At 48.5% G+C, this 13,158-nt stretch carries 15 protein-coding genes; 8 read left to right on the plus strand and 7 right to left on the minus strand.

What is annotated here, in order from left to right:
- The 3 genes from A3750_RS22290 to trmL form a co-directional block, all read left to right on the plus strand.
- Positions 1–1,069 (plus strand): multifunctional CCA addition/repair protein (locus A3750_RS22290; protein WP_068548869.1); only part of this gene is annotated, 1,069 nt, incomplete at its 5' end.
- 122 nt (positions 1,070–1,191) lie between these two features.
- Entirely contained in the window at positions 1,192–2,370 is a 1,179-nt protein-coding gene (locus tag A3750_RS22295; RefSeq protein WP_068454749.1) for an acetyl-CoA C-acetyltransferase, read from the plus strand.
- A 2-nt stretch (positions 2,371–2,372) separates the two neighbouring features.
- Complete coding sequence (gene trmL, locus A3750_RS22300) at positions 2,373–2,837, plus strand: tRNA (uridine(34)/cytosine(34)/5-carboxymethylaminomethyluridine(34)-2'-O)-methyltransferase TrmL (RefSeq protein WP_068454746.1); 465 nt, start codon at positions 2,373–2,375, stop codon at positions 2,835–2,837.
- 94 nt (positions 2,838–2,931) lie between these two features.
- Here the strand turns inward: trmL and secB are convergent, their stop codons facing one another.
- From secB to A3750_RS22315, 3 genes are all read right to left on the minus strand, one after another.
- Positions 2,932–3,459: a protein-export chaperone SecB gene (secB, locus tag A3750_RS22305; protein ID WP_068464918.1), complete on the minus strand. Its 528-nt coding sequence runs from the start codon at positions 3,457–3,459 to the stop codon at positions 2,932–2,934.
- A 164-nt stretch (positions 3,460–3,623) separates the two neighbouring features.
- Positions 3,624–3,878 (minus strand): glutaredoxin 3, encoded by a 255-nt coding sequence (gene grxC, locus A3750_RS22310; protein WP_068453389.1) that lies wholly within the window; start codon positions 3,876–3,878, stop codon positions 3,624–3,626.
- A 44-nt stretch (positions 3,879–3,922) separates the two neighbouring features.
- Entirely contained in the window at positions 3,923–4,339 is a 417-nt protein-coding gene (locus tag A3750_RS22315; RefSeq protein ID WP_068453391.1) for a rhodanese-like domain-containing protein, read from the minus strand.
- 150 nt (positions 4,340–4,489) lie between these two features.
- Here A3750_RS22315 and gpmI point away from each other — a divergent pair, with 150 nt between their 5' ends.
- The 5 genes from gpmI to A3750_RS22340 all read left to right on the plus strand — a co-directional run bounded on the left by gpmI (position 4,490) and on the right by A3750_RS22340 (position 10,508).
- On the plus strand, positions 4,490–6,028 hold the full coding sequence (gene gpmI, locus A3750_RS22320) for a 2,3-bisphosphoglycerate-independent phosphoglycerate mutase (RefSeq protein WP_068548871.1): 1,539 nt from the start codon (positions 4,490–4,492) through the stop codon (positions 6,026–6,028).
- 121 nt (positions 6,029–6,149) lie between these two features.
- The gene (locus tag A3750_RS22325; protein ID WP_156498842.1) at positions 6,150–7,301 is read left to right on the plus strand and encodes a murein hydrolase activator EnvC; all 1,152 of its coding nucleotides are present in this window, start codon (positions 6,150–6,152) and stop codon (positions 7,299–7,301) included.
- A gap of 17 nt (positions 7,302–7,318) precedes the next feature.
- Positions 7,319–8,692, plus strand: coding sequence for a S41 family peptidase (locus tag A3750_RS22330; RefSeq protein WP_082863136.1), 1,374 nt, complete (start codon positions 7,319–7,321; stop codon positions 8,690–8,692).
- Between the two features lie 161 nt (positions 8,693–8,853).
- Complete coding sequence (locus tag A3750_RS22335) at positions 8,854–9,591, plus strand: divergent polysaccharide deacetylase family protein (protein ID WP_082873398.1); 738 nt, start codon at positions 8,854–8,856, stop codon at positions 9,589–9,591.
- Between the two features lie 65 nt (positions 9,592–9,656).
- Complete coding sequence (locus A3750_RS22340) at positions 9,657–10,508, plus strand: hypothetical protein (RefSeq protein WP_068454630.1); 852 nt, start codon at positions 9,657–9,659, stop codon at positions 10,506–10,508.
- A 9-nt stretch (positions 10,509–10,517) separates the two neighbouring features.
- On the opposite strand, the gene A3750_RS22345 is transcribed toward A3750_RS22340, so the two are convergent.
- From A3750_RS22345 to A3750_RS22360, 4 genes are read right to left on the minus strand one after another with little or no spacing between them, the layout of a single operon-like run.
- A complete protein-coding gene (locus A3750_RS22345; RefSeq protein ID WP_068453282.1) occupies positions 10,518–11,120 on the minus strand; it encodes an SCO family protein in 603 nt (200 codons plus the stop codon).
- A 14-nt stretch (positions 11,121–11,134) separates the two neighbouring features.
- Positions 11,135–11,650, minus strand: a complete 516-nt coding sequence (locus tag A3750_RS22350; RefSeq protein WP_156492277.1) for a hypothetical protein — start codon at positions 11,648–11,650, stop codon at positions 11,135–11,137.
- Between the two features lie 23 nt (positions 11,651–11,673).
- A complete protein-coding gene (locus A3750_RS22355; RefSeq protein WP_068453285.1) occupies positions 11,674–12,105 on the minus strand; it encodes a hypothetical protein in 432 nt (143 codons plus the stop codon).
- A 24-nt stretch (positions 12,106–12,129) separates the two neighbouring features.
- Complete coding sequence (locus tag A3750_RS22360; RefSeq protein WP_068453287.1) at positions 12,130–13,086, minus strand: alpha/beta fold hydrolase; 957 nt, start codon at positions 13,084–13,086, stop codon at positions 12,130–12,132.
- Positions 13,087–13,158: the final 72 nt, after the last annotated feature.

A 13,158-nucleotide genomic window follows, 5' to 3' on the forward strand; every position in this document is an offset into this window, starting at 1 on the left:
AAAAGAAGAATATGCACTCGCGCGTACCGAACGCAAACGAGGTCGGGGCTATCACGGTTTCGTTTGTGACTTTGATAGCAGCGTTACCCTCGAGCAAGACCTGGAGCGCCGCGATCTGACCATCAATGCAATGGCACGCTCTAAAAACGGGGAATTGATTGACCCATTCTGCGGCAAAGCTGATCTAGAAGCCCGAATCCTGCGCCATGTTTCACCCGCCTTCATGGAAGACCCCCTACGCATTCTGCGCATTGCGCGTTTCAGCGCACGTTTTGCCCCTCTGGGTTTTTCTATCGCGCCAGAAACAATGACGCAAATGAAGGAAATGGTCGATGCCGGCGAATTACGCGACCTGACTCCCGAGCGTGTTTGGCAAGAAACATCGCGCGCGCTAGCGGAAAATGTACCCTTGCGGTACTTCGAAGTGCTTCGCTCTTGCGGCGCATTAAAAGAGTTAATGCCAGAACTCGAATCCCTCTTCGGCATTCCGCAACCAGAAAAACATCACCCTGAGATTGATTGCGGCCTACACGCATTTTTAAGTCTGGAGACCGCTTGCCAGCTATCTGACTCTATCGCCGTGCGCTTTGCTGCATTGATTCATGACCTTGGCAAAGCACTAACGCCCGAAGCTCAATGGCCAAAACACCACGGACATGAACTCAGTGGTTTAAAGCCAATCAAGACGCTTTGTGAGCGCCTTCGAGTTAGCAATCATGAGAAAAAACTCGCGTTACTTGCCTGCCAGTATCACACGCACATCCATCGAGCCTTTGAACTTCGGCCTGAGACCGTCTTAAAGGTCATCAAGGCCTGCGATGCGCTTCGAAAACCAGAGCTATTTGAAGAGATTCTTCTTGTCTGCATCGCAGATGCTCGAGGAAGAACGGGATTTGAAGCAGAACCATATCCGCAAGCTGAATACTTTCGACGCGCACTCCAAATCGCCAAGCACATCGACGTCAAAGAGCTTGTTCGCAGCGGCCTGAAGGGCAAAGAACTCGGCGAAGCAATTGATAACGCCCGTATTAATGAGCTGAAGCAGCTAAAAGAGTCCAGACAAAATTAGACGCTCTATACAGTTCCCCCTATAATCCGCTCCTGTTTAATTCTTCAGCCTTTGTTCAAAGAAGCTAAAAAGTAACGAACCATTAGCCTCAGCCAAAGGCCTCACTTTGTTCGGAGTTTATTATGCGTAATGCTGTTATTGTTGCTGCGGGGCGCAGTGCCATCGGTTCATTTGGTGGCGCCCTTTCCTCTCTCAGCGCAGTTGAAATTGGCAATCAGGTCATCCGAGGTGTGCTTGCGCAGGCAAACATTGACGCGGAGCAAGTAGACGAAGTCATTCTAGGACAAGTATTAACAGCGGGATGCGGACAAAACCCTGCACGCCAAGCATCGATTAAAGCTGGCCTGCCTGCCAGTGTCCCAGCAATCACGATTAACAAGGTTTGCGGCTCTGGTCTGAAAGCCGTACAGATGGCCGTTCAAGCTATTCAGCTTGGCGACGCGGACATGGTCATTGCTGGCGGACAAGAGAGCATGAGCAACGCACCACATGTTTTGCCAAATAGCCGAAACGGCCAGCGCATGGGCCCTTGGAGCATGGTCGACACGATGATCACTGACGGTCTTTGGGACGCGTTCAACGACTACCATATGGGTATTACAGCCGAAAATATCGCTGAGCAGTTTGATATTGCGCGCGAGGCACAAGATGCATTTGCACTCGCCTCCCAAAACAAAGCAGAAGCGTCTCAGCAGGCTGGTAAGTTCGATGGAGAGATTATTCCGGTGACCATCCCGCAACGAAAAGGTGATCCAGTCACCTTTGACCAGGACGAGAACATTCGAACGGGCGCTACGCTCGAATCGATTGCCAAAATGCGCCCCGCCTTCAAGAAAGACGGCAGCGTTACCGCAGCGAATGCATCTTCACTCAATGATGGTGCAGCCGCCGTTATCGTTTGCAGTGAAGACAAAGCACGCGAGCTTGGTCTCACCATTCTCGCGACAGTAAAAGCCTATGCGAACGCCGGCGTTCAGCCCGAGATCATGGGGACAGGCCCAATCCCGGCGAGCACACGCTGCCTTGAGCGCGCAGGCTGGTCCGTCGATGACCTAGACCTGATTGAAGCCAATGAGGCCTTCGCCGTTCAGGCAATTTCGGTCAACCAAGGAATGAAGTGGGACACCAACAAAGTAAACGTCAATGGCGGAGCCATTGCTCTTGGCCATCCTATTGGCGCATCCGGTTGTCGTGTGTTGGTCACTTTACTTCATGAGATGATTCGACGTGACGCCAATAAAGGTCTTGCGACCTTATGCATCGGTGGTGGCATGGGTGTAGCGCTGGCTGTCGAACGCTAGGCATGTTTAACATCGTTTTGTTCGAGCCGGAAATACCGCCCAATACAGGTAATATTATTCGGCTTGCCGCCAACACCGGCTGCAAGCTGCATTTGATTGAACCTTTAGGCTTTGATCTGGATACGAAAAAGTTAAGGCGGGCCGGGCTCGACTACCACGAGTTTGCCGATGTTCTGACCTACGCATCGTATGCCTCGTTTACCGATGCTCATCCAAACGCGCGAATCTTTGGTATGACCACAAAAGGAAGTCGTCCACATACAGACCTAAACTACCAAAAGGATGACTTCTTTCTTTTTGGCCCAGAAACCCGAGGTTTACCAGATGACGTGCGATCAGGGCTCGGTCAAGAGTTTTGCATTCGTATTCCAATGCTTGATGGAAGCAGAAGCTTAAATCTATCAAACTCGGTGGCAATTGTGGTTTATGAAGCATGGCGACAACTCAATTTCAGCGCTGGAAGCTAAATAAAGCTTCTAACAAAAAAAAGGCCACTCAATTGAGCGGCCTTTTTTCATCTAACACGAAGTACATGAAGCACTTCGCGACGCAATCTACTTATTACTGAACAGTAGAGTCTTGTGCTTCCGCACTTGCTGCTTCTGCTTCTTGTTGTTGCTTCTTCTGTAATGCTTGCGCAAACATGGCATCAAAGTTTACTGGCGCCAACATCACAGGCTGGAAACCGCCCTTAACAACTGTGCTATCGATCGTTTCACGCAAGTACGGGAAGATCAAGTTCGGACAAACCGCACCAACGGCATGATGATATTGAAGACCTTCCAAACCTGAAATTCGGAAAATACCCGCTTGCTGCACTTCCACAATAAATGCAGTCATATCTTCAACCGTGACCGTAAGCGTGATTGTCACAGACACTTCATGAACATCCTGATCTATCACGTTGTGCTTGGTATTCAGGTCCATCTTGACCTTTGGCTGCCATTGCTTAGTGAAAATAACAGGGGAGTTTGGCGACTCAAAAGAAAGGTCTTTAACGTAAACCTTATCCATCGCAAACCCAGCTTGTGGTTGCTCTTTTGCGGCTTCGTCTTGCGTGTTTTCTACTGGGTTTTCATTCTCAGACATCTTTTATAACCTTAAAGTTGTTTCTTTGACTCGTAAGAGTGCGCGTTCGGTATGCGAATACTAAAACCTCTCGTCAAACACTGCGAGTGCATAGCTCTCTTTTTTACGTGATAAGACGAATTTATCCAACGATTATCAGCAAACTGCTCAAAAAGATGAGACCGCTAAGCCAATAGCTTATCAAGCTTGCCTGCACGCTCAGCCGCGTACAGCTCATCACAGCCACCCACATGCGCGCTACCGATCCAGATTTGTGGAACAGTATGCCGACCGGCCTTTTGCTCCATCTCGCTTCGTAGCTTTGGATTACCATCGACAATCAACTCTTTGAAAGCAACGCCTTTTTTCTTCAGCAACGACTTTGCACGCATACAGTAAGGGCAATAATTTGAACTATAAATAACGACATCTTGGCTCATACTGCGAACTCTCTTTTAAATAACTATTTAGTCTAACTTTGCAACTATTTACGCACTAAAGGCATATGACTAGACTTCCACTCGGTAATTCCACCTGAGAGTCTTGCGACGTTTTCATAGCCTTCCGCTTTTAACAATTTACCCGCGGTACCAGAATGTTGACCCATTTTATCGACCACGACAATTTGCTTGTCTTTGTGGCTCGACAATTCGGCAATGCGTGTTTTCAATGCCGTAAATGGAATGTGAATGGAGCCTGTAATACGCCCTTCATTGAACTCTTTCTTATCACGCACATCTAGAATAACGGCCTCTCCCTTATTCATTAACTGCGTGACAGCCATGGGCGACAAACTCTGCCCCGACTTGGCTTTTTCTGTCCACCAAAGCGCAGCTAGCAGCGCAAAGAAGACACTCACTAATTCCCAGTGATTTCCGGCAAACTCAAACAAACGATCCATTACCTTACCCTTTCTGTCATTTCGGCGCGCATTATACACAAGCCGTAGATTCTGAGACAGCGAGAAAGGCTGAATAAGTCGCCAAGAAGAGCAAGAAAGGCTAAAATCGCGACCCAATATCGATAAGCTTAACTCCGAGACAGAAGCACTATGGCAAAACGCACAACGGCACTGATTATTCTAGATGGCTGGGGCTACCGTGAACAAAGCGAATCAAACGCTATTCGCAACGCTAACACGCCTTTTTGGGATCAAATTTGGTCAGAGAAACCGCACACTCTAATTGCAACATCGGGCATGGCAGTGGGCTTACCAGAAGGTCAGATGGGCAACTCCGAAGTCGGTCATATGAATTTAGGTGCAGGCCGTATTGTCTACCAGAACTTTACTCGCATTACTAAAGACATCGAAGAAAACACATTCTACGATAACGCAGCCCTTTGCAATGCGGTTGATAAGGCTGTCGAAAAAGGCGGTGCCGTTCACCTTCTCGGCCTTCTCTCCCCGGGCGGCGTCCATAGCCACGAAGATCATATTGTTGCGGCTATTGAATTAGCGGAAAGACGCGGCGCAAAGAAGGTCTACGTTCATGCTTTTTTGGATGGACGAGACATGCCGCCGCGCAGCGCCCAACCTTCATTAGAGAAACTGGAAGGCATCTTGCGCAAAAAAGGCATCGGACGCATCGCGAGCATGGTTGGTCGCTACTATGCGATGGACCGAGATAATCGCTGGGATCGAGTTGAAGCCGCCTACGACCTGCTCACTCAAGCAAAAGGGCAGTATCAAGCCAACGACCCAATTACCGCTCTGAAAGACGCCTACGAACGCGATGAAAACGACGAATTCGTTAGCACCACGTCTCTTCAAGCACAGGGTGATGAAGCGGCTCAGATTTGCGACAACGATGCCGTATTATTCATGAACTTTCGAGCTGACCGCGCCCGCGAACTCACGCGCGCCTTCGTTGATGCCGACTTCAAAGACTTCGACAGAAAGAAAGTGCCGTGCCTCGCAGATTTTGTGATGCTTACGGAATACGCAGCCGATATAAAGACCAGTTGCGCATATCCGCCAAGTGATCTGCCAAACAGCCTTGGCGAATATATGCAAACGCTAGGTAAAACTCAGCTACGCATTGCGGAAACAGAGAAGTATGCGCACGTTACTTTTTTCTTCAGCGGGGGTCGCGAAGCTCTGTATGACGGGGAAACACGCGAGCTCATCCCTAGTCCAGATGTCGCAACCTACGACCTCAAGCCAGAAATGAGCGCACCTGAAGTTACCGACAAATTGGTTGAGGCGATTAAATCCGGTGACTATGACCTCGTCGTTTGCAACTACGCAAATGGTGACATGGTTGGTCATACCGGAAAATACGACGCGGCCATGAAAGCCGCCGAGTGTTTGGATCAATGCATCGCGAGAGTGGCCCAAGCATTAGAAGATGTGAATGGCCAGGGCCTAATCACCGCTGACCATGGAAACGCAGAGCAAATGTCTGACCCAGATTCGGGCCAAGCACATACCGCACATACGACAACACCCGTGCCATTAGTCTATCTGGGCGATCGCTCACTCGCACTATCGGACAATGGTAAGTTAAGCGATGTCGCGCCAACGCTATTAGAGTTGATGGATTTGCAAATTCCTGATGAAATGACTGGAACAAGCTTAATCGCGCAATAGTGCTTGCGAGCTAGGCAACATATTGCCTAGCTCTGCCAACCATCATTCAAACCAACATAGAGAACCCCTATCCGTGCCAAGGAGTGAAACAAGCGTTCCGTTTCGTAGAACCAGATTTTCATTGCTTGGCATTTTTGCTTTTTGTTCGTGGCTACTCCTTATTCCTCTATCGCTCGAAGCACCAACCGCCCTTGCAGCAAGCCAAGAAGAATCCGAAGAGCAGCTTAAAAAGCTCAAAAAAAGCATTTCCGAAATCTCCGTTTGGTTAAAGAATGCAAACCGAGAGAAGAGCGGCCTGATTGCAAAATTGCGCGAACAAGAAAAAGAAATTTCAACAACATCGCTCGCAATCAAGCAAAACAAGGCCGATATTGCAGGCCTGCTCAAAGACTTGTCTGAGCTCAACATCCAACTCAGAGAACAGAAAAAATCACTCCGATCGCAACAGAGTTATCTCGTTGATGAGTTGCGCGCGCTTTACCTGGAGGGAAGACAACCTGCGATAAAAGCGCTACTAGATCAAAATAATCCTCAGGATTCATCGCGCTACCTCGGGTATTTCAATTACGTCCATAAAGCACGCAGCGAAAAAGTCGCGCAGTTCATGCGCGACGTCGAACATTTAGAAGATACTCAGGCGACAATCTTACGACGTCAGACAGAGGTAAATGCGGCGAGAGAAACGCTGCAAACCAAGAGAAAGCTCTTAGAGCAGCAGAGTGCACAAAGAAAGCTCACTCTGGCGAAAGTCGAGAAAAGCATACAGAACAAGACCTCTGAGCTGGAACAACTCAAACAAAATCAGACAAGACTTGAAACACTTCTACGTGAAGTTGAGAAGAGCATATCAGAACTGAAACTCCCTGATGAATCCACCCCGTTTCGCAAGCAAAAGGCAAAGCTTCCCTGGCCTACTCGTGGTAAAGTCATCGAACGTTTCGGCAGTCGTCAGGCGCTTGGCAAATTACGCTCAAACGGCATACGTATTGCTGCACGAGAAGACGCAAAAGTGTCAGCGGTGCATTACGGACATGTCGTGTTTTCCGATTGGCTGAGAGGCTTTGGACTTTTGATCATTATTGATCATGGGGATGGCTATCTTAGCCTTTACGGCAATAATGAAAGTTTACTCAGAGAAGCTGGTGATTGGGTGCGCCCAGGCGAGGTGCTCGCCTATGCAGGTAATAGCGGTGGTCGCAGCCAAGCCAGTCTATACTTTGAAATACGTAAAAACGGAAAGCCGCAAAACCCTCTTCGCTGGCTTAAAAGATAAACATCAGGATTACTTGAATGAAGATCAAACTGATAAGTGCATTCGTTATTGTTTTCGCTAGCCTTAGTGGCGCCGCTATAGCCGAAGAAATCCCGGCAGAGCAAGAACAGACTATTTCAGACCAGGTAGAGTTGGACGAAAGCGCCGCACAAGGTGTCGCAGAGCAAGAGGCCGAAGAGCCAGCACCTCTCCCGCTGAATGAGCTACGCAAATTTGCAGACGTATTTGGAAAGATAAAAGCGGCCTACGTAGAAGAAATTGATGACACCGCGTTACTGCAACACGCCATCAGAGGCATGTTGAGTGGTCTTGATCCGCATTCAGCCTATTTGGAACCTACCGCCTACGATGATTTAAAAGTAAGCACTTCAGGCTCATTTGGCGGACTTGGCATCGAGGTTGGAATGGAAAATGGCTTCGTTAAAGTCATTGCACCAATCGATGAGACCCCCGCTCAATTGGGCGGCATCCAGGCTGGGGATTTAATTATTGAGCTCGACAATAAGCCGGTCAAGGGAATGAGCCTAGATCAGGCGGTCGATAAGATGCGTGGCGAAGTGGGCACTAAAATCAAGATCAAACTAGTACGTTCAGGCACTCGCGAACCCATTCAAATGACACTCACGCGTGCTGAAATCAAAACTCCAAGTATTCGCTCAATGGTACTTGATGAGCATTATGGCTACCTGCGCGTTTCGCAATTCCAAGCAAATTCTGGTGAGCAATTTTCCAACAAGCTAGCTAGCCTCAAAGAAGAAGCCGAAGAGCTGCGAGGTTTGATCATCGATCTGCGCAATAATCCGGGTGGCGTGCTTCAAGCTGCGGTTCAAATGGCGGACGAGCTTTTGGATGAAGGTTTAATTGTCTATACGAAAGGTCGTTCAGAGATCGCGCAGCTCAGCTTTAGCGCAGAAGCAGGCGATGCATTAGAAGGAAAGCCCGTGATCGTACTCATTGATGGTGGATCGGCTTCGGCGTCCGAAATCTTGGCCGGCGCACTCCAGGATCACGATCGTGCCGTAATTATGGGCACACAGAGTTTTGGTAAAGGTTCTGTCCAAAACATTCTGCAATTAGACGAAGATCATGCTCTGAAGCTGACAACCGCTCGTTATTACACACCAAATGGTCGTTCAATTCAGGCGCAAGGCATCGTGCCTGACATTACCGTCAACCGCGCTAAGTTGAGCGACAAGCAAGAGCAAGACTTTTATCGCGAAGCGGACCTTGAGGGACACTTAAGTAACGACGGTTCAGAGTCCAGCGAAGAAGAAGATAATGAGCTAGATGCAGATCAAAAGCGTCGTAAAGAAGCGCTCGAAAGAGATTTCCAACTTCAGGAGGCCATCAGCCTTTTGAAGGCGATCGATATTCTCAAAATCGAGATCTAATTATTTTGCGCGCTCTTCGATCAGCCCGGCCAACCGCTGGGCTTTTTTCAACCCTCTACAAACACGATGGACTCATCGGTAAGACGAAGCGCTCGCTCTCTGTTGCGCTCGCCATCGCATTGCTCTCGGGTTTCAATGATAGAGCATCTGCCGAGTCCACGATGCCAATAAGCATCGCGATTGTAATTGATGACCTAGGTCACCACTATGAGCGCGGTAAAGCGCTTGTCGACATGCCCTACCCACTTACCCTGTCTTTTTTACCCGGACGAAAATACACATTGGCACTTTCAAAAAGAGCGTATCTTGCTGGAAAAGAAGTGATGCTTCATGCGCCAATGGAGAATACTCGGCAGTTTCCTCTGGGCTTTGGCGGACTCACCTCTGACATGGACAAAGTTGCGGTTCAGCGAAGCTTACAAACCAGTATTGTCGGCGTTCCGCACCTAGTAGGACTCAACAATCACATGGGCAGTGCCTTAACACAGAACCCAAAAGCCATGTCTTGGGTGATGGAGTTGGTATCCTCATACCCTTTGTATTTCTTGGATAGTAAAACCTCGGCTAGCTCAGTCGCGGCGAGCACCGCTAAACGCTACGGCATTCCAACCATGGTGCGCGATGTATTTCTAGACCATGAGCAAACCCCCGACTACGTCGAGAAGCAGTTTGAAAAACTGCTCGATATCGCCCAAAGGAAAGGCCAAGCGATCGCCATCGCACACCCTCATAAAGTCACAATAGATTTTCTTCAAGAGGTGCTTCCAAGCCTTGGCGAACGAGGCATCACCATCGCGACAGCAAGTGGCTTATGGCAAATGAAGCACCCCCATCGCGCAATGTTTCCCAGCCAACAACGGCCCCGCGAATCAAATCTGGCTTTTTCTGGAGAGTTTTAAAGCACCGTCTATACTTAGCTTCACTATTTTAAGTCGATTAGCGCGAGCGCTATGGAGGAAGGCTCATGAGTGAAGAAAGTGCATATGCGCTCTTTAAGGACAATAAACTGTCTGTCATTACGTTCTCGACCAAGGATGCCGCCTTTGCGATTCCACTCCAGCAAGTGCTGTACATCGAGAAGGATGTAAAACGCAACATTCAGCTTGATGAACTCAACAGTTTCAACCATGAAGTCATCACTTATCAAAACAACACGGTAGAGCTTTATGACTTCAACAAGCTCATTGGCTCCGATGATCATCAAAATCGTATGTCCGCTCTGATGACAGACTTGGATGACTATGAAGTCGCGCATCTCAATTGGATTGATCAAATCGAAACCGCCATTCAACATCAGTCCAGCGCGCCGACGAAGCCAGCAAAAGTCGAAGAGTTGCTCAAGTGGACACGCACCTATTCAAACACCAATGCGGAGCTCACTGAAGTTATAAACAGCCTAGAAGAGCCCTGCAAAGAATTACAAAGAGACCTAGAACGTATTTGTCAGATTTTGGCGAATCAGGATCAAGCGCTGATACTGCTCAAGCGAACTCAAGAGAATAGCCTTAAGGCATTTCACAATCATCTTCAGCAAGCGAAAGAGCGCGCTGAAAATAGCGTTCGGCCTATCATCCTATTTGTTGAACACGATCAAGGGCGAGTGTCCGCGCTCAGGCTCGATAATATTAAAGATATTATTGATTATGATTGGTCTAACTTCAGTACCGACAACTCGTCTGAGGGTCTAATGAAACAGAGAACGGACGATTATCATATCGAAGGCTTTTTGCGCAACGAAGATAACGCGCCATTGATGCTCATCAACTGCAAAACGGAAACGGCGCTATTACCCGGAAAGCAAAGCCAGGTTGCGTGAGCGCGGCAGCTACAATAAAGCGCGCAGCGCCTCCGCTAGCTCTTCGGGTTTCGCGTTGTGCTCAAGCACCCGCTGTAATTCACCGTCGGCATCAACGACAAAGTAGTACGCTGTATGGTCAACCGTATACTGTGTCGGGTCATCGGAACTTCCGCTGGGAAGAGGCGCCTTGATGAAATAGGTGCCGTATTGCTTCGCAACTGCGTGCGTTTTAACCAGGTCACCGCGTAGACCGATTAAGTTCTTATGAAAGAATTCTAAATAACCGTGCATCGCTTCAGCTGAATCGCGCTCCGGGTCCAAACTCACAAATACGGCCGGAATATCTTTTAACGCCGAATCACTATTAAGCGCATCACGAACGACCGTTAAACCTAATGGACAAACATCAGGGCAGGACGTAAAACCAAAATACAAAATATACGGTGTACCGCGTAATTGATTCGTGTTGAATGGCGCTCCATCATGCTCCAGTTCAAAATCGCCACCAGGCAAGTAAGCCGCTTTCACATCTTTTGACGCTGAACCCTGCGAAGACTGATATACCTGATAGCTCAAAATACCGGCGACAACCAACGAAAGAGCGAAAACTAGTTTTTGCGCGTTTTTCACAAATACCCCAACACTTAAGAATGTTTTAGAGAACGAAGATCTGCATAGGCTAGCACCTTCGTGTTGTTAAGTTCGAGCTCTACACTCAAACGCCAGACCATCTCTGATCCAGTCACACAAACGGGGATCATTCCTTTCAGAACAAAGATCTGTCGTGCAGGATCATAGTCAGGCTGAAGAAGATGTTCACCCATAAACATGTCTCGACCCTCAATCCAAGCGCGGATAAAAACACGCTGATCAAAGCCCCCTTCGCCATCAGCCTCAAGCTCAAACGTCAAAGGCGTCAGAGCGGGCAGATCGGGAGCCTGCAGTCGCAACAACAGGGTCTGCGGTTGTGCTGCATCATTGGGCGAAGAGGGTAAAACCGCCGAACACCGTGTTTGTTCTTCATCGCAACGCATCTCAAGCCGCTGAGCAATCGGCTGTCCTAGCCTCTCCGAATGAAAGCCGTCCGATTCTCCGCAACCGACTAAAACACCAACGTAACAGAAAACCACTGCAATCAGCCGAGCAGGCCTGGTGGTCATGACAAGATTCTCACTACCAAACACTATTCGTTGATTAAGGTCAGCTTAAAGGTCACTCGCCGACCCTCTACCTTTGCGCTACCTTTGTACGTGTGATGAACCGGCGGATCTGCAGCGGTATTACCCATGCTCATTATCTGTATCTCATCCACACTGCTCTCAAGAAAGACAGATTTTCTGTCTAAGAGTTCCGCATCAAAAACAACAAAACCTCGCTCTTTCGCAATTTCAGCGCAGCGTTTTATCGCAAATTGCTCAATCTGATCCCAAGGTACCGTTGCCGCCTCTGTATACTCGACGTAGTAGCTGTACTTATCTATCTGAAGATCTCTAAAACCTGCAACACCGCCCTCTGCCGCCTGATAGGTGGTCACACAAGCACTAAGGCCAAATAACGCCAAGAGCAACAAGGCCGGACCAAGAGAGTTAAACCATCGATTAGAGTTATATTTCACATCATCTTCCTTAGCATTGTCCGGTCAGGCGATTCTGAAAGTTTCACTGGGTGCACGAATGACGCGATGCATAGTCCAAAACTCTAACACGGCGTCAATCACCCCGGACGGGCTTTCATTTTGAGGATAATGGCCGATGGATTGCAAGCCAACAATATCTGCATTGGGCACAAGTTCCTCGTACCTATCCGCCATATGCCCTCCCGAGATAGGATCATCCAAGCCATTCACGAGGCGCAAGGGAACCTTTGCATTTACCAGAGCCCCGACCCACCGCGCTCGATACCGAACTCGCTGATCCATATAGCGTATTAATCGAGGCATAATCTTACGGCCATTTGCTCTCACTAATAGCTCCCAATGCGTTCGTAAATCCTCAACAGGCAGCTGCCGCATGCAAATATCATCAAAACTCGCGACAAATTTACGAAAGCTAGCCAAGCGCGCAATTAGACCCCCAATCGGACTCAACAAAAGCTTTTGCATCAGCAAAGGTTTGTGCGTCTCAGGAAAAAGACCTCCATTTAATAGCACGCACGACTTAATCAAATCACGTTCATTTTCTAGCTCGCGCGCGAGCAACTCCTGAGCAACGGTATCACCGTAGTCATGAGCCAAAATGTTGTAGGTGACGATACCTAACGAAGTCAGCAATTGCTCGGCGATATCCGCTTGCGTATGTATAGGGTACCGAGGAATATCTGGCTTATCTGACAAACCAAACCCGAGAAGGTCAAAGCAAACTACTCGAAAATGCTGCGTCAGCAAGGGCCATACCTCGCGCCAATCCCAGCTTGAGGTTGGAAAGCCATGCAACAATAGCAAAACTGGTTTATTGGCGCTGCTTGAAGAGGCCAAACTAAGCGAATCGCGATAAAAGATTCGATGCCCCTCAAAATCAAAATAGCAGCCTTGTTCGCGCCATTTCTCGATCGTAATCAAACCGTTTTCGGTTGTCGGAGTACTGCTTTGTACTTGCATTATCTACTCGGCACTCTTTATGAATTTCCACAGCTTATGAAAAGCCATAACAAAAATCACGCCTCTTTTTGT

The sequence above is a fragment of the Oleiphilus sp. HI0079 genome (assembly GCF_001635105.1).

Bases quoted from the DNA above. Each gene is read 5' to 3' on its own strand.
- A3750_RS22315 (WP_068453391.1), bottom strand. From the start codon at position 4,339: ATGGATCGTTTGTTTGAGTTTGCCGGAAATCACTGGGAATTAGTGAGT.
- A3750_RS22350 (WP_156492277.1), bottom strand. From the start codon at position 11,650: ATGACCACCAGGCCTGCTCGGCTGATTGCAGTGGTTTTCTGTTACGTT.
- gpmI (WP_068548871.1), top strand. From the start codon at position 4,490: ATGGCAAAACGCACAACGGCACTGATTATTCTAGATGGCTGGGGCTAC.
- grxC (WP_068453389.1), bottom strand. From the start codon at position 3,878: ATGAGCCAAGATGTCGTTATTTATAGTTCAAATTATTGCCCTTACTGT.
- A3750_RS22335 (WP_082873398.1), top strand. From the start codon at position 8,854: ATGCCAATAAGCATCGCGATTGTAATTGATGACCTAGGTCACCACTAT.
- A3750_RS22340 (WP_068454630.1), top strand. From the start codon at position 9,657: ATGAGTGAAGAAAGTGCATATGCGCTCTTTAAGGACAATAAACTGTCT.
- A3750_RS22330 (WP_082863136.1), top strand. From the start codon at position 7,319: ATGAAGATCAAACTGATAAGTGCATTCGTTATTGTTTTCGCTAGCCTT.
- secB (WP_068464918.1), bottom strand. From the start codon at position 3,459: ATGTCTGAGAATGAAAACCCAGTAGAAAACACGCAAGACGAAGCCGCA.
- A3750_RS22295 (WP_068454749.1), top strand. From the start codon at position 1,192: ATGCGTAATGCTGTTATTGTTGCTGCGGGGCGCAGTGCCATCGGTTCA.
- trmL (WP_068454746.1), top strand. From the start codon at position 2,373: ATGTTTAACATCGTTTTGTTCGAGCCGGAAATACCGCCCAATACAGGT.
- A3750_RS22360 (WP_068453287.1), bottom strand. From the start codon at position 13,086: ATGCAAGTACAAAGCAGTACTCCGACAACCGAAAACGGTTTGATTACG.